The 19007-nt window shown below is 56.6% G+C and carries 20 protein-coding genes; 9 read left to right on the top strand and 11 right to left on the bottom strand.

Going from position 1 to position 19007, the window contains the following annotated elements:
• Positions 1-34: 34 nt before the first annotated feature.
• The 6 genes from ACD578_RS25730 (at position 35) to ACD578_RS25705 (ending at position 4178) form a co-directional block, all read left to right on the top strand.
• Positions 35-682 carry a hypothetical protein gene (locus ACD578_RS25730; RefSeq protein ID WP_404289693.1) on the top strand — a complete coding sequence of 216 codons (648 nt, stop codon included), beginning with the start codon at positions 35-37 and terminating at the stop codon, positions 680-682.
• 86 nt (positions 683-768) lie between these two features.
• Positions 769-975 carry a helix-turn-helix domain-containing protein gene (locus tag ACD578_RS25725; protein WP_404289691.1) on the top strand — a complete coding sequence of 69 codons (207 nt, stop codon included), beginning with the start codon at positions 769-771 and terminating at the stop codon, positions 973-975.
• 500 nt (positions 976-1475) lie between these two features.
• Positions 1476-1637: a hypothetical protein gene (locus tag ACD578_RS25720; RefSeq protein WP_404289689.1), complete on the top strand. Its 162-nt coding sequence runs from the start codon at positions 1476-1478 to the stop codon at positions 1635-1637.
• Complete coding sequence (locus ACD578_RS25715; RefSeq protein ID WP_404289687.1) at positions 1634-3190, top strand: hypothetical protein; 1557 nt, start codon at positions 1634-1636, stop codon at positions 3188-3190. Before ACD578_RS25720 ends, ACD578_RS25715 begins: the two co-directional genes overlap by 4 nt.
• A 173-nt stretch (positions 3191-3363) precedes the next feature.
• Positions 3364-3504, top strand: coding sequence for a hypothetical protein (locus tag ACD578_RS25710; protein ID WP_404289685.1), 141 nt, complete (start codon positions 3364-3366; stop codon positions 3502-3504).
• A 2-nt stretch (positions 3505-3506) separates the two neighbouring features.
• A complete protein-coding gene (locus ACD578_RS25705) occupies positions 3507-4178 on the top strand; it encodes a terminase small subunit (protein ID WP_404289683.1) in 672 nt (223 codons plus the stop codon).
• Positions 4179-4459: 281 nt separating this feature from the next.
• On the opposite strand, the gene ACD578_RS25700 is transcribed toward ACD578_RS25705, so the two are convergent.
• From ACD578_RS25700 to ACD578_RS25680, 5 genes are all read right to left on the bottom strand, one after another.
• Positions 4460-5578, bottom strand: a complete 1119-nt coding sequence (locus tag ACD578_RS25700) for a hypothetical protein (protein WP_404289681.1) — start codon at positions 5576-5578, stop codon at positions 4460-4462.
• A gap of 134 nt (positions 5579-5712) precedes the next feature.
• A complete protein-coding gene (locus ACD578_RS25695) occupies positions 5713-6162 on the bottom strand; it encodes a hypothetical protein (protein WP_404289679.1) in 450 nt (149 codons plus the stop codon).
• Between the two features lie 737 nt (positions 6163-6899).
• A complete protein-coding gene (locus ACD578_RS25690) occupies positions 6900-7415 on the bottom strand; it encodes a hypothetical protein (protein ID WP_404289677.1) in 516 nt (171 codons plus the stop codon).
• A gap of 618 nt (positions 7416-8033) precedes the next feature.
• Positions 8034-8315 carry a helix-turn-helix domain-containing protein gene (locus ACD578_RS25685; protein WP_404289675.1) on the bottom strand — a complete coding sequence of 94 codons (282 nt, stop codon included), beginning with the start codon at positions 8313-8315 and terminating at the stop codon, positions 8034-8036.
• 526 nt (positions 8316-8841) lie between these two features.
• Positions 8842-9810: a hypothetical protein gene (locus ACD578_RS25680; protein WP_404289673.1), complete on the bottom strand. Its 969-nt coding sequence runs from the start codon at positions 9808-9810 to the stop codon at positions 8842-8844.
• Positions 9811-10398: 588 nt separating this feature from the next.
• On the opposite strand from ACD578_RS25680, the gene ACD578_RS25675 reads away from it, so the two are divergent.
• Positions 10399-12021, top strand: coding sequence for a hypothetical protein (locus ACD578_RS25675; RefSeq protein ID WP_404289671.1), 1623 nt, complete (start codon positions 10399-10401; stop codon positions 12019-12021).
• 246 nt (positions 12022-12267) lie between these two features.
• Here ACD578_RS25675 and ACD578_RS25670 read toward each other — a convergent pair whose 3' ends face one another.
• The 3 genes from ACD578_RS25670 to ACD578_RS25660 form a co-directional block, all read right to left on the bottom strand.
• Positions 12268-14079, bottom strand: coding sequence for a calcium-binding protein (locus ACD578_RS25670; RefSeq protein ID WP_404289669.1), 1812 nt, complete (start codon positions 14077-14079; stop codon positions 12268-12270).
• A gap of 387 nt (positions 14080-14466) precedes the next feature.
• Positions 14467-15224 (bottom strand): IS5 family transposase gene (locus ACD578_RS25665; protein WP_404289667.1). Its coding sequence is split into 2 segments (ribosomal slippage): positions 14467-14891 and positions 14891-15224, totalling 759 coding nucleotides; the frame shifts between segments, so codons are not numbered across the junction.
• Between the two features lie 619 nt (positions 15225-15843).
• Positions 15844-16395, bottom strand: a complete 552-nt coding sequence (locus ACD578_RS25660) for a hypothetical protein (RefSeq protein ID WP_404289665.1) — start codon at positions 16393-16395, stop codon at positions 15844-15846.
• A gap of 159 nt (positions 16396-16554) precedes the next feature.
• Here ACD578_RS25660 and ACD578_RS25655 point away from each other — a divergent pair, with 159 nt between their 5' ends.
• Both ACD578_RS25655 and ACD578_RS25650 read left to right on the top strand, forming a co-directional pair.
• Positions 16555-16806 carry a helix-turn-helix domain-containing protein gene (locus ACD578_RS25655; protein ID WP_404289663.1) on the top strand — a complete coding sequence of 84 codons (252 nt, stop codon included), beginning with the start codon at positions 16555-16557 and terminating at the stop codon, positions 16804-16806.
• Positions 16807-16967: 161 nt separating this feature from the next.
• Positions 16968-18023, top strand: coding sequence for a type I restriction endonuclease (locus ACD578_RS25650; protein WP_404289661.1), 1056 nt, complete (start codon positions 16968-16970; stop codon positions 18021-18023).
• 224 nt (positions 18024-18247) lie between these two features.
• Here ACD578_RS25650 and ACD578_RS25645 read toward each other — a convergent pair whose 3' ends face one another.
• The 3 genes from ACD578_RS25645 to ACD578_RS25635 all read right to left on the bottom strand — a co-directional run bounded on the left by ACD578_RS25645 (position 18248) and on the right by ACD578_RS25635 (position 18862).
• On the bottom strand, positions 18248-18412 hold the full coding sequence (locus ACD578_RS25645) for a hypothetical protein (protein WP_404289659.1): 165 nt from the start codon (positions 18410-18412) through the stop codon (positions 18248-18250).
• Positions 18409-18588 carry a hypothetical protein gene (locus tag ACD578_RS25640; protein ID WP_404289657.1) on the bottom strand — a complete coding sequence of 60 codons (180 nt, stop codon included), beginning with the start codon at positions 18586-18588 and terminating at the stop codon, positions 18409-18411. The genes ACD578_RS25645 and ACD578_RS25640 overlap by 4 nt, the downstream gene beginning before the upstream one ends.
• 130 nt (positions 18589-18718) lie before the next feature.
• Positions 18719-18862 (bottom strand): hypothetical protein, encoded by a 144-nt coding sequence (locus tag ACD578_RS25635; RefSeq protein WP_404289655.1) that lies wholly within the window; start codon positions 18860-18862, stop codon positions 18719-18721.
• Positions 18863-19007 lie beyond the last annotated feature (145 nt).

The raw sequence follows: 19007 nt of genomic DNA, 5'->3' as shown, positions 1-19007 counted from the left end.
ATACCTAGCCTGGCACGACGCGACCCCAACAAGCATGGGAGCGATCTATTACGAACGTGCAATCAAATCTGTTCAAAGCATACGGCCAGATTTGCTGGATCCGCGCCTTTTCCACCTCGAGAATCAGGCGCTCGACCGCAAAGCTGGGCAACTCAGGGGTTGGGCTGCACATCTTCTTGCGACGGTCATTCCATCGAAAGTGCGGCGCGAGCTACTCAAGGGCAATCACCTCATTACTGGTCGCAATAATGCCGGCGAGCGCGTCCCTATAACGATCGATGACTTGGCCAGCCTTGAGATCGATCTCAGCTCACATAGCCTGATTGGTCCGGCTGCTGCATATACTGGCGTGTCTGTGCGACCCGTTGAGGGGCAATGCTCCACAGAGCTGCCTCATGAACTCGGGCAAGAGGCAGATACTTCGGAAGCACCCACAAGCCGGGATTGCCGGCCGGGACCAAAGCCGCCCCACGAAAAATCCCTAAAAGTTCTTGTTGCCGAGATTGCTTTTGAACTCGTGGAGGCACAAGCCCCAAAGACACCACGCGGATGGAGGACAGCTATTCACGGACAGATTGCCGGGCGCTTGGCCAAAGACTACCCCAAACTCTCCCGATCGGTCATTGAGAAGTATTCTCGGTATACCCTAGATCAGTGGGAATTTGGGCCTTCCGGAAAATAGGCCCTCTTTCCTGGAAACGTCCAGTTTGTTTTCCAGTTGGTAGCGGACGAGCATGAACCGTCACAAAAGAGGACGGATCACCGCAAATGACCGCAGCAAGTATATCAGACCACAAATCAGCAAAGCTCGGCCTCTCTGTCGAAGAGGCCTCGGAAATCGCAGGCATCGGCCGCTCCAAGCTTTACGAGGCAATGAGAGACGGCCTGTTGCAAGCCCGCAAGTTCGGGCGCCGCACCATCATCTTGCGAGATGATTTAGAGCGATTTCTCACCGCCCTGCCCAAAGCCGCCTGAAAAAGAAAAACCCGCGCTCGCAGACCACGGGACGGGAAACGTGTGTCTAGGAGGCGGGTCTCAGAAGAGTGTTTAAGCACATGTACCATGAGTCTCCTCCCGTTGAACGTCAAGAGCCTACTGCTGGTCCGCGCGCATCCCGCGGGCGATACCTCAAAAATCAGAGCGGGTTCTGGTGGCTTACAAAGCCCGATGATCCGAACGACCCGGGCGATTGGCTATCCAATCCTCTGAAGGCATGTGCCCGCGTCTACATAGAAGGTCCTCCATTCGCAGGCGGAGGAGAATGGGCCCTGGAGATAGAGGCCACTCTGACAAATGGGGATGCACGGCGTATTCTCATTCGTTACGGCCACCTGCACGTCGCTAGTCGCGAAGTAATCGCAAACCTCGCACGTGCAGGGTTTCGGATCACGGCCGACCGCAAGGGACACGAGCGCTTCCTTAGCTATCTCTCCCGCGTCCAGCCTCCAGCCTTGCTGCGGCTGGGAGAACTCACAGTGCAGCGTAAGCCAGGCATCCTGTGCCTGCGGGCCTTCAATGTAGCTCCTGATGGTGGGGCGTACGACCCTGAGTCCTTTGATTACGTCGAGATCTACGACGGCGGACGGAAGCTGCCGCAGGTGGTCCGCATCCTTGATCACGAGGAGGACGTGATATGAGGGGCGCCCTGCACAGCATCTCCCCTCCTGAGGATCAAAGGCCTCTGCTTCGCGTCATCGCGGGACAGCTTCCCGACATTGCAGACAAAGCAGAGCGCATCTTGATCGACCAAGCCATAGGATACAGGCGGGGAACTTCGCTCGTCCGCGTGGTGACACTCGAAGGAGCCGGCACTCAGCGAGATGGCATCAAACGGGCGGATGGAGCTTCCGTCATCGTCCCTTTCGAAAGGCATGCCCTGATCGATGCTCTGACCCGCGCTGCTAGAGTCGAAAAATTCGACGGTCGGAGCGAAAACTGGAAGCAGACGGACTGTCCCTCAGCCTTGGCAGAGGTGGTGATTGCCCGGCTCGGCGCCAACTTCCCGGCGCTGAACGCCGTCGTCTCGTCTCCCACGATACGGGCAGACGGAACTCTTATCGAGAAGCCTGGCTATGATGCTGCCACAGGCATCCTGTTTCAGACAGGGATTAAGTGGCCCGCAGTCCCCGAGCACCCGACACAGCAGGACGCACTCGCGGCGCTGGATTTGCTGACCCGGCCAATCCGGAACTTTCCCTACGTATCGGACGCAGACCGATCGGCGGCACTGGCTATGATCCTGACAGCGCTTGTCCGTCCCTGCCTTCCTACGGCACCGTTGTTCGGTGTCACCGCTCCAACGCCTGGAACCGGCAAGTCATTTCTAGTGGACTTTGCCGCCATTCTGGCGACAGGGACAACAACACCTGTCGTGGCGGCCTCAGGATCTGACGAGGAACTGGAGAAGCGGATCGGTGCCGCCCTTATGGCAGGCGATACGGTCCTTAGCCTCGACAACGTAGAGCGCCCGCTCCGGTCGGATTTCCTCTGCCAGATTCTCACCCAGGAGAGCGTTAAACTCCGGGTTCTCGGGCAGAGCCGCAACCTGGATCTGCCAACTCGGGTAATGATGGTGGCCACCGGCAACTCCCTGCGCTTTGCGGGCGACCTTGTCCGGCGCGTTGTGCTCATCAGGCTTGATGCCGGTGTTGAGCGGCCGGAGGAAAGGTCATTCGATTTCGATCCTCGAGCCTGGGCAAGACGCGATCGTGCAAAGCTCGTCGTAGCGGCGCTGACGATCCTGCGGGCGTTCGTTGTCTCGGGAGCCTCGCCAGTGCGGCCCGCCCTGGGTGGCTTCGCGGAATGGTCGAATCTGATCCGCAGCGCGATCGTATGGCTCGGCCTGCCTGATCCGCTATCCAATGCCGATCGCGTGCGGACCGATGACCCGGAGCGGGAGCGGAACAGCGCTATCTTGAGCGCACTCCCCTCGGAGCCTTGGACTGCCCAAGAGATTGCCCGCAGGGTGGATGTGGCAAAAGGCTACGACGTAGCGAGGGCTTATGGCGATGTCCCAGACCAGGATTTGATTGATGCACTCTCAGACTTCATTGGTCGAGACGGGCGGTTGGACAAGCGCGGGTTCGGGAACTGGTGTCGGAAGCATCGCGATCGGATCATCGATGGAAAGCGGCTCATTCAAGCTGGATTGAACAGCCATACAAAGGTGATCAGATGGCAGATCGTTTAGATTTGCGGGGTCTGCGGGGTCTTGCGGGGTCACTTTCAGTCAATGTGGGAAAATGTCAGACGACATTTCTATATAGCGGGCCGAATTCGACCCCGCAGACCCCGCAGACCCCGCAAGTATCGGAATCAGTCCCTGTCACAGTCGGGAGCATCGTACACCTGCTCGAGGACGGGTTGGCCTTCGCCTTGAGCCTTGGAGATGCCGAGGCTGCAGTAGAAGCGCTTATGGGAATGGCGGCCGTTCAGGGATTAGCGGCGGATCGAATCGAAGTGATGGCAGCTGTGGCTGATGAGTTGAGAAAGCTTGAGAAATAGAGATGGCAAGAGGCAAAGGTAAGAACCTGGGATCCCCTGTTGCGGGCCCGCTTGATGAGGACGATCTCGGGCCAGGCAATTGGACCGATCGGCAGCGCCGGTTCGTTCACCGCTACATGCAGCACCGGAATGGAGCTCGTGCTGTCCGCGAGGCTGGGTACTCGTGCAAACCCGAGAACGCCGACCGGATTGCCTGGGCGCTCCGGAATGAGCCACGGTTCGCCCATGTTCGGGAGGCGGTAGAGCGGCTCGAGACAGACCTGCAGGCGCGGCTCAAGATTGAGGCCGAACAGGTGTTGGAGGAGATCAGCAAGGTCGCGTTCTTCAGCCTGGCGGACGTCGTGGTGATCCAGGACGATGGCACAGCCCGCCTGGACCTAACTGAAGCCGACGCCGCTCACCTGGCGGCCCTCTCCGAGGTTCAGATCGAGGAGCGGACGATCAAGGGACGAGACGGCACCCCTGACGAGGTGCTGCGAACGATCAAGATCAAGGCGCACTCCAAGCTGGACGCCCTGGAGAAGCTCGGGAAGAACCTGAAGCTCTTCACAGATAAATTGGAGATGAGCGGCGGGCTAGACATCGGAGCCCAGCTGACTGCCGCGCGGCGGCGGGCGAGAATAGCTGCGGATACGATCCGGACAGATGAGAATGATGGAGATGCAGCCGCGTAGGGTAGCTTCAGGGAGAGGCGGGTCAGGGATTTGCACTTTCGGTCCACCTTGCCGACTTGCCGAAATGCACGTTCCCTGACCACTCCTGAAATTTCGCGCCGGATGTGCTTAATGGGTCGTATTGAGCCAATCAGGCGCGGGTTACATGGCCGGGCATTTCGGACACGACATACGTGTCGGTCCCGGGGGGCGCCTTGGTTGGCTCATTCGTCTGCACGATTGCGCCCAAGAGAACTGCGACAATGAAAAGTGTGCGGAGCATAGCAGGTCCTTTCCTATGATCAGAAGCCGGGCAGGTTGAGGCTCGCGTCGTCGGGGAGCGAGCCCAGTGGGAAGCCGCCGACATCACACCGCGCGGCCAATTTCTTCTCCAGCGCATCGCGCCGGCGAGCCTCGACTTGGTTTGCCAAGTTGAGTGCAGTCGCGAGGACCGGGATCATGCCTAGCGAGGTCTCATAGCCCACGGGATGGTGTTGTGGGAGGTCGGCGGCCTTGATGTCCAGTATCTCGGCGGCATCGCACAGCAGTTCGGCCGCAAGATCATCCATGTCGTGTTCGGCATGAGCTTCGCCCACGTTGATGAGGAGACGAGAGTCGCCGACAATGACGGCAACGTCCCTGACAACGCGGACGAAATCCTCCTGCGTAAGGGTCTGGGACACATCCACCTTGGGCTCAGCCTTATGGTTCGCGAAGTACCAATTGATCATCGAGCGAACGAGCAGCACACGCGCACCAAGGCGAGCCATCTTGTCTTGGGCGGGGGGAGCTTTTTCGGAGAAAGCTTCTTTGAGGCGGGAAAGAGATCTCTCGAAGGCCGCCGCGGCAGCTTCGTACCTGCCGCAGTACAAGTTTAGCTGGCCTTCGAGAGAGGCAATCGCAGCCCGGACGATCGCTCGCTCAAAGCGCTGTTCAGCCGCCCTCCAAGTTATTCTGTTGTAACATCTTCTCAGCCGGGCAAGCAGATTCCATCCTTCGGCGATCCTCTTTTGCAGCGCCTCACGGGAAGCTTCCGGCGTTTTTCCTTCCGCGAGATCGTTCGTCATTTGCGCGTGGAGCTTGCGCAGATCGCATTCCATCAGTTGCGCCTGAAGCGCGATCTCGAAATCGTCAGGGAACAGGAGGGCCAGAACAGCCGGCGCGAGACCCGCGAGATCCCGTTCTCCATGCCGCACGAGTGAAACCGCCGATACGGTAGTGTCGAGGAAGTCCGCCACTTCAGCACCGTTCTTCAGACCGAAGCCTTTCTCACTCTGAAGGATGTTGAGCCAAGCAACATTGTCCTGCCAGGCCGGCTTCTTGCGACTAGCCCTCGAGGGCTTCTTGGCTTCACGCGTCATTCGTCTCTCCCTCCGATTTACAATACCTGAAGATATAGTAACGGTTCCGACGATCGGCATTTTCCAAAACGGAAATTGGCGGCGTGACTGCGAAGGACCAGCGCACGGAGAGCGGGGAAGGGTAGAGAAGCGGAAACCCTGCCAGGTCGGGAAACCCGGCAGGGCGTCAAGGGCAAGGCCCCGAAGTCCGGTCGTCAGGCTGCCTTGCGCGTCCCAGAGGCCATGAGCGCGGCGTCGGAGACGGTCGCCGTGAAGACTGGTGCGTAGGCGTTCTGCGTCGGATCATAGGCGAGGGTCAGCGTCTCCCCGGCAATCACCACGTCGAGTTCGAAGAAACCTTCGGTCACGCGATCCGTAATCGTGATCGAGTCCAGGTTTTCGGTGGCGATGTAGCCGCCGTAGGCATAGATGCCACCGACCGCGAGGTAGGCGATGTCGATGAAGGCACCGGTGTGAAAGAACACCGCGAGCTTCGTGGCATCCCCCTTGGTGGAGGCTTCCAAGTAGTGGGCCGACAGGCTGCCCGAACGAACAGCGGCGAGGGGGGTATAGGGAAGGATCATATCCTTCACATCGTGCAAGGCCACGCGCTCGAACTCGCGAGCATTCACGATCTTACGATTAAAAACAACAGTGGTAGTCATTCTTAGCACCTCATACCTTGAATCAATACCTGCCGAATTGCTTCGACGGCGACGTAGAGGGCGGACATCGCTCTCTATGACTTGATTATACAGGTGATATCGGGTGCCTTTTGCAGGCTGGAAATCCTCCACTTCCTGCGGATCGTGCCCTTGGCTCTTACCTATTCATCCATAGACGACAGCAGATCTCAGCCAAATCCCGCAAAGACTAAGGCCTGGACAGCCCTGAAGATGTCCAAGCAGGAGCAGGATGTGTTCTTCAATGGCCGAAAGGATGCCGACGGCAGAACGACTAACAGGGCGCGGTTACCATTCGAGGCGTGAGGGAGGCCGAGGTGCATTTGCTCCGGCCCGCACTGGAAAACAGCTCTGACTATCGACGTTGACTGGCCTGCTCCGGCTTCTCTGAGGCGGCTTCGCTATTGCCGGGCACAACAACCGCCGACGGCAATACTTTACCATTGACGACGATCTTTACTCTCTTCGAGAGATCCTTGACGAGCATGGGTCACCCTTGACTGTGTTGCCTTTCCCAACGCCCATTCAACTCGCCACGTTCCGCTAGCAGGTGGATTACCCCAAGGAAGCCGCTCAATCATTCACCAATGCGTTGCCCGACGTGTCCGTGAAGCTTGTCTGCTCGCCCTGTGGTGGCGGTTGGATCTTGACGATACCGCATTGGAATGAGAGCGAGCGGCACCGGCGGCACGGCCAAGGACGTTTGATACCATGTAGGGTCAATGTCCAACGCCCATAAATGTCATCCACGCCTCTATTACTTTCCAGAGGAACGCGGCGAAGGTCACTATCGCGAATCCGACATTTATCATGATCCGATGCTTCAATGTCCTGCCAATCCAAGTCATTGCTTCGCGCTTCTGATCACGCTCGACCAACCGAAAATAAAGAGATGAATACCAAAGAAAGACAGCGCCAATAATAAAAAAGGCAGCCATTCCTACCAGTATGCCAGGAGTTAAGGACTTGAGGTCGCCGTAAGCAGCGATGGCGTACAAGACGGAAGCTACCCCAATTACGAGTGCTGCCGGGTACAAAAACCAAGCAACTCTCTTCCGGCCTTTGTACCTCAGACCTCTCCGCGCATTCTGATCCATCCCGGGCTCGAAGTATTTTCGCACAAAGTAAGCTACATAGAGGCGCTCTGCGCGCATCATGGCCATCATAGCACTCGAAAGCGCGACGGCGATTAACGCGATTTGAGATAGGCTGCTAATGGTTCCAGATACATCCACAATACACCCCCCTTGGCTGTGGAGCGTGTATTATTCTCTGTGAGGTCTAGGTGCACTATGATCTGGCTGTTAAGGTTGATTTGCCCTGGGAGAGGCTTTCCAGCATAGACGCGAACAGCCTCTAAGAAAAACAACTTCGCTTTTCGGGTACCATGACTCGTAATTTCTGGACTGCCTTTTGGAATGGTCCCGGCGCTACCTCTTACAAGCCTTGTACGGGTCACCCAACGCGTCGCGTATTGCCATGGGATTGGGTAACTTCCGTATAGTCGCCTGGGTCACCTTGCAATGTGCCGGCGTATCCGTGCGGAAATACCTGAAAGTGCAGTACTCATAACTCTGAGTAGACGAGGCGCCAACGTTTAGCCCCTCCTTGAACCGCTGGCGGATCTCCTTTGCCGCTCTGGGGACCTCAATCGCACAGTCAAACAACGACATCGGGCCGAAGACCTCATCAGAGGTTTCGACGTGCAGGATTGCCCTTTGACGCTCAAGCGAAAGTGCCTTGAATTCGTTGAGGTTGCGCTCCGCTTCAGAGGGTTCGGCCATTGCGGGCAGAGACTACAATGCAATCAAAGATAGGCAGAGCCCAATCGGTATGATCCTCATAGTTTAGTTTTACCTACCATTTTCGGTGGTCAATTGATCCGGCCGCCTGCCTTCGTCGGGGTTCATCTTTCTGAGCCGCACACCTGGCCCCTGCTCATTCTCATCAATGAAGATCACTCCAGCACCCTCAAATGCCCGCCGCATCACGTCTAACGTTGCATTCTGTGGTGAGGACCGGCCGCTCTCGAAATTTCGTATGGTTGCATTCCCAATCCGCGCCGCTTCCGCAAGCTGCTGTTGGGACCAATCTAGGAGAGCGCGGGCGGCGCGGCACTGGGCTGGTGTAATCATGGCGCGACATTAACAGAGCCCTTGCTGAATTTCGATAGCTGTAGCGAAAATCGCTTGTATTACCCCTAATGATCGCTTAAAGCTATCTATAGCGAAAACCGCTACTTCTCTAACCATCCCCGAGGCACCAAAATGTGCAATCACGACAGCACCCCTTATGCATCATGTGACCGCTGCGGCTGGCACGGGCAGTACGAACAGTTAGCCCACAGAGCCGAGGGAGGATCTTGCTGCCCGCAGTGCGGATCATGCGATGCCTTTGGAACAGCAGATGAAACCCGCGAGGAGGTTCACCGGATGCGGCGCGTGGCCCAAATTGGGACCATACAGGCCTTGGCAGCGAGAGCTATTAGCGGCACGGCCGAGGATGCCAAGCAGGCCCTTGAGGACATACTGACCATAACGTCGTTGGCGAAGGCCGCCTGATCTGCGGGCGGTTAAAACGGATCGAAACCACTCGCTCCGGCCAAGTCGTGATGATGACGTCTTGGCTGGAGCCTTGTGCGGCGGAATGCCTAACCAAGCGCTAGGTGATCATTCCCTTAGCCTGTGCCGCGGCCGTCACGACATCCCTAAAACTGCTCTCCTCGGACAGCGCTACAGCTGGTGGCTCTAAGTCGACATCAAATTCAGAAAGCAGCTCAGTAAAGGCATCCAGAAGCGGTATGTCGTCTTCGATAAAATCGTCTGTATTTCGGGCCTTTCCATAGCGCATCAGGCGATCGCGAAGGCTTGCCGCAGACCCGGTCACATAGGCATCGAAGACAGGAACGTTAGCCTTCTCGAACAACAAGTAGTTTTGTGCGAGCAGCTTCACATATGGAGTTTGCCCGCAGAACAGCACTCGAAAACTTGCCTTGCACTCTTGCAGTGTAGCAGTGATTTTTGGGGTGAGGAGCATATCCGTTCCTCCAGCGTTTGTTGTGACCACGAAGTGATCAACGTTTGCCAAGAGGTCACTCTCGAAGGCTTTCCACTCATCAAGGCCCAAAAACAGGCCTGTCGGGCAGTCAATAAAAACCAGTCCATTGTTTGGGCATGCAGCTTCGACCGCTGCTCGGAACTCCCTCTGGGACGTGACTACAATGGCTTGAGAAGGTAGCGCCTCCTTCGCGACGTGTAGATGGTAGCCATTGGACAGAAGCTTGCCATTCGTTGGGTCGAGATAGACGGCCGCGATGCCCATAGCTCGCGCTATCGCCATCAGAAGCATGCTATTGGACGATCGTCCTGTGCCGCCCTTACCAATAACAGCCACAACGATCCGCCGAGAGAGCTCAATCTTACGGCTCTTTAGCAGGTCTAGAAGTTTGCTGCGCAGCAGCGCTTTTACTGGAGCGGGAACGACTGTCGATCCATTTGCCCACCTTGTGTAGGTGCTCCGCGCTATAGACTCACCCTCTCCACCTTGAGCTGAGTTTATGAGGCGAAGCAGATCCTCCGGCTTCATGCGGAGGAGTTGGAGGGACAATCGTAGGGCTTCGGCGTCATCCATGGCGACGATATCCTTGTGCATATTGCATAATGTTTCTGTTCATAATGCACAAAAGTGATAGAGTCTAGCTTCGGGAACTTAGGACCTTCGGGTGCACTGCCCACGCGGTTAGCGTCAGGCAGCATGTGGCTAGGAGGTCTCGAGAAATTGGCATGTCGAGAATGACGGGAATCTCAGGGACGCACGCAGGTCGAGGAGTGGATGTACCGCTACGGCCCGATCTGCTCACCATAGTTAGAGTGAGAGATTCCAATGACAGTAAGCGTAACGAGTGGACGTTCCCAGCAGTGGACCGCAGATGGCACTAACCGGAGTTGGCCCTACCCCTTCAAGGTCCTGACCGCCGATCATATTCGGCTCAAGGTCACGGCTCTGAATGGGACCACAAACGAAGTCTCCAGCGGGTTCTCTGTGCAGGGCGCGGGAACAGATGCGGGCGGACAGGTGATCTACCCGCTTGAGCCTGCGGGCCCTCTCCCTTCCGGGACCAAGGTGCAGGTTATTCGCCGGGTCCCTCTTTCTCAGCCGAACCGGATCGGCAACCAGGGCGGGTTTCACGCGCGGACGCACGAGGACACGTTCGATCTGGTGGTGATGCAGGCGCAGCAGATCCAAGAGGACGGCATCGCACGCGATGCGGAGATCCTGGGGCAGGCGCAAGATCTGATCGAGGCGCATACCATCGTCGTTCCAGGACACGCAGAATACGCCTCAAAAACCGTGGCGATCACTGCCCAAATTCCCTCGTCCGTCTCGTTCCTGCGTACGGCAGGACGCGCAGCGCCTGGTGATGGTGGCACCGGATTGCATAAGCGCGTTGCAGCACCCAACATCGTCAAGCCATGGCACTTCCAGAGCGCGGACAGCGCATGGTGGGAGTTCGCTGAGGATGTACCGACCCTGAAATATTTCGGGGCAGTCTCCGGAGGGGCGGCGGCGGCCAACCGGCAGGCGTTCCGGGACGCCGTGGAATTCGCCAAGTACAAGGGCGGCGGCCATGTCAATCTCGGACCTGGCTCGTTCGAGATCGACCAAACTGTCATACTCGATTACACCGACCGACCCAGCGAAAGATTGAATGGGATCGTAGGGCTCCGCGGGGCCGGCGTGAACGGGACGGAACTGATCTGGGCCGGAGCCGCCGACCAGCCAATGATCCTGCTCAAAGGCGAACCGGACGGCGCCGACTCCTCGCCGGACATGAAGATCGGCGGGTTTAAGATGCGGCCCAAGGTGGCGGGCCAGGGCACGGGAATTCAAACCCTGATTGCGGCCTATGTGCAGTTCAACGACATTCTCGGATTCGAGTTTGACACCCACTTCCACCTGATCGACGCCGTGTCCTGCAGGTTCTTCGATGTTGAGATGCGGTGGGGTCGGAGGGGCCTGTGGGCTTACCGCAACGCATTTACGATGCCAAATGCCATGAGCTTCTTCGGATGTTCGGTTGGCGGCATGTCTGAATGGGGGCTTATTGTCGAACGGGGCTCGACCTTGAACTGGTATGGCGGCTCGATCGAAAATAACGGGCAGGGCTCGACCAGTTCGCCGCGCGGCAGCGTCATGCTTGTTACACCTGGTGGGGAAGGTGCTTGCGCGGCGAACTTCCAAACGCACTTCGAGGCCACGAGCGGAACGGCCGATATCCATGTGACCGCCGGTGTCGACCCGTTCACCTTGAACGCTATGGGATGCTCGTTCAACCGCGGTGTCCTCCCGTCAACCGTGCATAACATCTACGTTCAGGGCGACACGGGTTCGGGCAAGGTGGTTGTGAATGTCCAAGGCTCAGCCTTCCGTCACTTTGATGGAGGGCCGACCCCCTACACTCCAAGCGCATCGACCAAGTACATCCATCTCAATGCGGTCCCTAAATGGGAACTGCATGATGAAGGAGCGTACTACCACAGCGCCGTTGAACGCCCTGATGAGGCAGGTGGTGCTGCGGCGGCCAAGGTGATGTTCAACGGCACCAATGGCGCCATCACGCGGCAGCGGGGCGTCTCATCCGTCCAAAGGCTCGCGATGGGCAAGTACCGCATCAACTTCCGCAACGGGGTGAGAACAGCGGACGCCTATCATGCAACCATGGACGGTATTGGTTTCCATGCCCTCCAGGCATTCACGACCGACTACCTGGAGATCTGCACATACAACAGTTCCGGGACTCTAACTGACTTCAACCGGGTCACTGTCACGATCGACGACTAGATTGCCATAGGTGGATTAGAGACAGACATGGGCCGCGCTGAATTCTTGGATCGCACTCCTGGAGTTCAGCCGGTTCATGGCTCCCTTTTGGCAGTGTTCAATCTGGCGGCTATCGAGACCTGGGCGGAGCGTCCGCATACGCCTCGGCTGATTGCCAAGGCATTCTTATGAGATCCAAGTGGATCCCGTGAACCAGCGCTCTGCAAGTATAAGAGCCACCTGGACCTCCGAGTGGCTCGGTTTGAGCTAAATGGCAAAGAAGTCTTTATGCGTCAATTTCAGGTTTTTCGAGAGCGTTGCAATCTGTACCTGAGCCTGGGAACCTGTGCCGTCAGCGTCGTAGAACAGGACACCAGCCTTCTTGTTGTAGATCAGGTGGTCGTCCCCATCATGGGCCTTGGTCCCCGCATAGAAGTAGCCGCTCTTGAGTGCTCCAGGCTTTGTTTCCGAGCCCTTTCCAATCTTGAAGATGGCGTTCTCCAGATAGACCGAGTCATCCTTCACGTTGAAGTCCATGATCTTATCAATGTTGGACAACTTATTTGGTTTTTTATCGAAGATGAAAACATCTTTACCAGCGCCCCCAGTCAGGGAGTCTTTACCGGTTCCACCGAAGAGCCAGTCATTCCCGATCTCACCGAAGATTGTGTCGTTGCCCGCGCTGCCAAACATTCTGTCATTGCCACCGCCACCATAAAGAGTATTGGCGAGCTTGTTGCCGGTGATTTTGTTCGCCCCCTCGCCACCGACGATGCTCTCTTGGTTGGGGGTGAGCGTGAGGTTCGGTCCCGACGCAGCGGTGACGAAGTTCTCGTAGCTGAGGGTGTAGGTTTCGGTGAGCGTCTGTTCTACAGCCTTGCTGTTGCTGTACAGATCGACCCTTGCGCCGCCGCCGATACCCAGCGAGTCGTCGAGCAGGCTGAAACCTCGCGACCAGTTCTCCCTGATACCAAACCCACTAACGCTCACATCGACTCCGGCGTAAACGTCTCCAGTCAGAACCTTGTAGTCGAAACTTGACCCCAGGTCCAAGTAAGTCGAGGAGATCACCTCTCCGTTCAAGGTGTACTTGGCAGTAACATCAAACTTGCCTGCGCCCTCAGGGGTTTTGAACTCGAATTTGTCACCGATCTTCCCAGTGAGAGTTTCCCCGAAGCTAGAAGTCATTTCGACTTCGATGTCACCCGGTTTGAATGTCACGTCCTGTCCGAGAGACGCGCCGCCAGTCAATTTGGCATCGAGCAGATTGTAATTGACCCCAGCCTTCAGCACCCCCCAGTCGAACCCGATGTTGCCGCTCAACGTATTCGGCGGCAGGCCAAACAGGGCGAGCAATGCCGCGTCCACATCGACGGCCGCCGTGGCGAAGGGCTTGGTCGTCCCGGAGACGCTCAGCGAGCCATCGCCACCGAGCGACGTGGTTTGCAACTTGAGGGCTTCCGGGAGTTGGGCTGTGAACTTCGCATACTGGAGGTCCAGTTCCCACGGCTCGATATCTTGACCGTCGAGGCTGATGAGCGGGATCGTACCCTTCGTATCCACAAGCGGAGTGTTGAAGTTCCAACTGTCGCCGACCCTTGGATGGGCGATCACGTTGCCAAAGATGGGTGCTCTAATGATGACGCCTGCCTCATAGGAGAATCCACCGCGCAGACCAGCATAGAGTTCACCACCCAGCCCGAGATCGATGCTGCTCTTCGACAGGTCCACCCCATTCGAGAGCAAGCTTCCCGAATTGATCTTGAAATTCTGGGTATCGATGGAGGCGGTGAGGCTCTCAAGAGAATCGTTTTGAATCCGCGCACCGGGATCGATGCTGTAGGCGATATTAGTGCCGCCGCCTTCAATATGTGCGTTGCCGACGAGACCGAAGCCCAATGTGTAGTCGAGGTTGATGTTGGCGTTGGCGCCTGCGTGGATGTCGCCACCAACACTGAACCCGATATTGGTGCCCGGCGATCCCGACGTTTTAAAGTAGAAATCCTTAGAGAAGTCGTAATCTATAGAATTTCCGGACTCGGATGACCACACATTAGTGTTGATAGAGTACGAAAGCATACGTCTCCTCCTCGCGTCCGATGTCGAAGCAGTCGATCTTGGAGAAAATAGTTATCTCTAGTAAATAGCGTCAATATATAAAAAGTAGATGCAAGCGGTTATCTGGTCGTCCATTCCGAGGTATCTATCAATGATACTGACATTCTTGAACTTTATGCAGATACCCGCCGCCCTAATTTATATGCGAAGGATACTCATTAAGATATTCTGATGTAGGTACCTCGTCCGTTACTCTCTCATAGATATAAGCACTTTATATTTGTAGGGTATGGATTTATCACTACGTGATAAATCCATAATTCATTAGAAATACCAAATCCTGCTGATCAGAGCCCGTGCGCCCAATCATGCAAGCCGCTGGGCGTGATAGTCTAGGCTCAGGACTCGTTAATTGAGGTAGAAGGCGACGGCAGCCGCGATGCAGATGGCCGAGAAGAAGGTGTGAGCACAGCGATCATAGCGGGTCGCAATCCGCCGCCAGTCCTTGAGCTTTGCGAACATGTTCTCGACCTTGTGCCGTTGCCGATACAGCATCTTGTCATAGGCGATGGGCACCTTACGGCTCTTGGTCGGCGGAATGCACGGCGTGATGTCCTTCTCGACAAGAGCTGCCCGGAACCAGTTGCTGTCGTAGCCTCGGTCGGCAATCAGAGTGGAGCCTGCTGGCAGCGCCCCCAAGATGAGCCGAGCGCCCTTATGGTCGCTCATCTGGCCCTCGGACAGCAGCAGGATGATCGGCTTGCCAGCGCCGTCGCAGACGGCATGGAGCTTGGAGTTCAGGCCGCCTTTGGTGCGCCCGATACGACGGGGAACATCCCCTTTTTGAGCAGGCTGGCCGCAGTGCGGTGCGCCTTCAGGTGCGTAGCATCGATCATGATCCGCTCGGGCTTGGGACCCTCACTGGCAAGCGCGGCAAAGATCCGGTCGAAGACGCCCAGCCGGCTCCAGCGCATGAACCGGTTGTAGAGCGTCTTGTGGGGCCCGTACGCCGTCGGGGCATCCTTCCACTGCAAGCCGCTGCGAATGACGTACACGATCCCGCTGACCACCCGCCGGTCATCCACGCGCGGCACTCCGTGGGCCACCGGGAAGTACGGCGAGATCCGCGCCATCTGGCGCTCACTGAGCAGAAACAGATCACCCATTCAGAGCCTCCTCAAACGGAGGCTCTGAATCACAACTCAGCTTAAATTAATAGGTCCTGAGCCTAGGGTAGATCAATGAGCTTGTTCCAGCAGCACGCCAGTGATCGAGAGGGTCGTTGTAGGAAGTGACGACCCGTTAGAGAGCCAGTTCTCACGCATGAAGTGCCAGATATTCTCGACTTGGTTCAACTCGGTGGCTTTCGTCGGCAGCGTGAGCATCGTGTTGTTGGCCGGTACCTTCACTCTGGTCGAGATATGCTAGCCGGCTTGGCCGAGGTGACCTTCCGACCTTGATGATGAAGGTTGTGACGTTGTCGGCTGACTTAGAAATCAGGCATGTGGATTTGGCTGACAGTGCCATTGTTATTGCCCTGCGGCCGCCTAATGGACAACAGGGGCGGGCGGCAGCGGCAGCGAGGCGGGAGAAGAACCCGCCAAGCCGATGCTGACCAAGGAGGTGGCCTGCAGACGGATGCGAGGCACCCTGCGGGCGTGATCGGAATGCTACTCGGCTCCCGATCGAGCACATGGCTATGAACGCCAACAACGTGTGGCGTCATAGGGCGGTGAATGATCTGCAGGTGGAGGCTCAATTGCGTGCCCTTGCTCGCTGCCGGGTCTAGTTGTTCCCGCCAAAGATAAGCCCGAGGAGGATGATCCCAATGAAGAGCGCGCTGGGTCCAACTGACCAGCACCATTTCATCCAAAGCTGCCGCCTTAGTCTGGCGAGCTCCTCTTTCGAAGGCGTTAGATGGTATAGGAGCCCACTGGGATCTGCATGGTAGTCGCGGGTTCCGCTCTCCCAGGCAGCAGCCGCCTTAACTGTCTCGTGAATTGGCAGCGATTGCTTCCGAAGTGCGGCAGAGACCAGAGCTTTGGCTTGTTCATTCAATGAGTCGCCCAGGTATTGATAGTGATTTGCCTTAGCATTGGCAGCGCGGATTTGGCGCTGAAAATCGTGTTCTGCATTTTTCAGCGTGCCCCGCAGTTTATTGATCGTGGAGAGGTTTTCCCTCTGGGAAGATAGCAGCACCTCTAGGGCGCTAGCTATTTCAACGCAGAATTCTTGATCACCATCCGGAAGCTTCTTAGCGAACTCTCTAAAAAGACGAGGCAAAGCTTGGTGTCGTTGGTGCTCCAGATAGCCCTTCGTGAAGATCGGCTCACTCATATGCCCCAACCATGCCCGAGTTATTTCTTCGAACCCTAAGGCGCTTTCGAGACGAGCATCCGTTCCAGAGAGTTGGTGCGGCAATCCCGTAGCCATGCGTCCTTGGATGTGCACTATAATGCGTCGCAATAAAGTGCACAATCTGGCCGCATTCGCCGCATGTCGAAGGATGTGCGAGTGCTGGTTGGGGAGAACGTGCGGCGGTATCGCACCGCTGCGGGCATGTCTCAAGCAGAACTCGCGGAGCGGATGGGTGTCGATCGGGCTTACATCAGCGGTCTTGAGAGTGGGGCTCGAAACCCGACGGTCCTCACCCTTTGGCATACAGCGGTAGCGCTCGGGGTTGATGTCTCATGCCTGCTAGTCAATGAGGCCCGCAAAATGGCCGGGAAAGGTCCGAGCCGGGCATAGCCGCAAGAAAGCTTCCGCCGGAAAGTGCCAAGCAAAAGAGATTTAGATGCACGCTGTACGATCTCGGTCGGTCTAGCGACCCTCTCTAACTTAGGACTTTATTGGCTTGACGATTTCGGCAGCTAATGATCGTCTGATCCTATCAAAAGCCTGGGGGCACCATGAGCGTAGAAGAAAAGCTCCGCATACTTGCGGAAAGGGTTAAGTCTCATTCAAGCGCGATGATCACTGAGGAGGCCGTTAAGACAGCGGTGATTCTGCCGTTCTTGAGTGCCTTGGATTACGACGTTTTCAATCCGCATGAGGTCATCCCCGAATATACAGCGGACGCAGTCGGCAAGAAAGGCGAAAAGGTTGATTATGCTATTAGGGTCGACGGCGCGATCCGAATACTAATTGAATGCAAACCGATTACGACTAATCTGGATAAGGTTCACTTGGCGCAGCTTTACAGATACTTTTCTGTAACAGAGGCTAGGTTTGCGATCTTAACTAATGGCCGGACCTTTCACTTCCACACGGACCTTGAGGCACCCAACAAGCTTGATGAAAGGCCATTTCTCACGTTCGATCTGTCTGATCTGCAAGGGCAGTTGACGCACGAGCTGAAGAAATTTGCTAAGAGCGAGTTCAGCATCGACAATATTCTGCAAACCGCCCACCAGCTGAAATATACCTCGGCAATCAAGAAAGAGATTGTCGCGCAGATGGAAGCACCTTCCGAAGATTTCGTCCGCCTTGTTACAGCGAATTTGCAGCTTGGACGTTTTACGGCTGCTATCCGTGAACAGTTCACGCCAATGGTGAAGACTGCCTTTAGAGAGATCATTCGTGACTCAGTACAGGCGCGGCTCTCGACTGCACTTGCTGATACTGAGACGGCCGATGTAGCCGCTGAGCCACCACCAGTTGAGGCTGATGAAGTCATCGCGACGACGGAGGAGGAGCGGGAAGGCTTTATGATCGTGCGCGCGATCGTCCGGGATATCCTCAAGCCGACTCGGGTCGTGATGCGTGATCAGAAGAGCTACTGCGGGATCTTGGTCGACGACAACAACAGGCGGCCGCTGGCTCGTCTGCATTTCAACCGGAGCGTCAAATACATTGGCTTGTTCGATGGGGAGAAGGAAGAGCGGGTCAAGATCGATACGCTAGATGAAATCTATGAACATGCCGAACGGCTAAGGGCGGCGGCTCAGGTTTATAGCGCGTCTTAAGGAGCCACAGCTTGCCGGGGCCCGCTCGCTTCGGCTAGCGGGCTTTCTCTGTTTTGGAAATCAAACTTCGTAGATTGGCTCCGGTTTCCGGCCGTTGTTCACATCGATAAAGAACCGGCTCTCACACCCTTGCCATTCTGGCAGAAGGGGAAGGCAGTACATGGCTCACGGGTGCAGGACATAGGCCGGCATAGCATTGGGCTTGTCACCCTCCCAATCTCGCGTCAGTCGGCCACGACCTGATAGACCGAATAGGTCTCACCGAGTTTCTCGATGAGTCGCGCCTTGTCGAACCTGCCGCGCCGCCTGCATTTGATGCATTCCACGACAAGCTTCGGGAGAGCGCAGTGCCTGAGCTGGGAGGTTCGATCGTAACGTTCTTCCGTCATTGCCTTCTCGGTGGCATGGGCAGGTCTTTGAAGGTCTTGCCGAGCACTGCATTGGTGATGGTCGAGCGGCTGATCCGATAGGCTGCGGCAAGCTTCCTGAAGTCCTGCTCCCCAGCCGCATAGCGCAACCTGGCCTCCAAGACCTGCTCAACTGTCAACTTTGAAGTCTGCGGCATGCTCTGTCCGACTCACTAAGAACGAACAGAGAACATGTTCCTGGCGTACGTGACGTGTCGAGTCCTGGGGCTAGGTGTCTGCGAGTGCTTGTGGAAACAGTGGATAGAGGCGGCTCTACCGCTTCGCCTCTCAAACGGCCTGCAGCTGCTCCATGGTGGCTTTGATGGCCTCGGCAGCCTGCAGGCCCCGGACAGCGATCAGCCCACGCTCAATGGTCTTCCCATTCTCGTCCTTCCGGCCATTGAAGAACCAGTCCCGCTCCTGCTTGGACATCTTGAGGATGGCTCGGGCTTCGGTCTCAATCCGTCATTCCTCAGACCATGTGCTGACGGGTTGGCCAGTAAGCTCGGAGATGGCGGTGGTGTCGCGGGGGTAGGTCATGGGCAAAGATTGAAGCTTGACGTTCGGGCAAACAAAA

The sequence above is a fragment of the Microvirga sp. RSM25 genome, from assembly GCF_044784385.1.
Classification (GTDB): domain Bacteria; phylum Pseudomonadota; class Alphaproteobacteria; order Rhizobiales; family Beijerinckiaceae; genus Microvirga; species Microvirga tunisiensis.
This window is presented reverse-complemented; position numbering and strand designations above follow the sequence as displayed.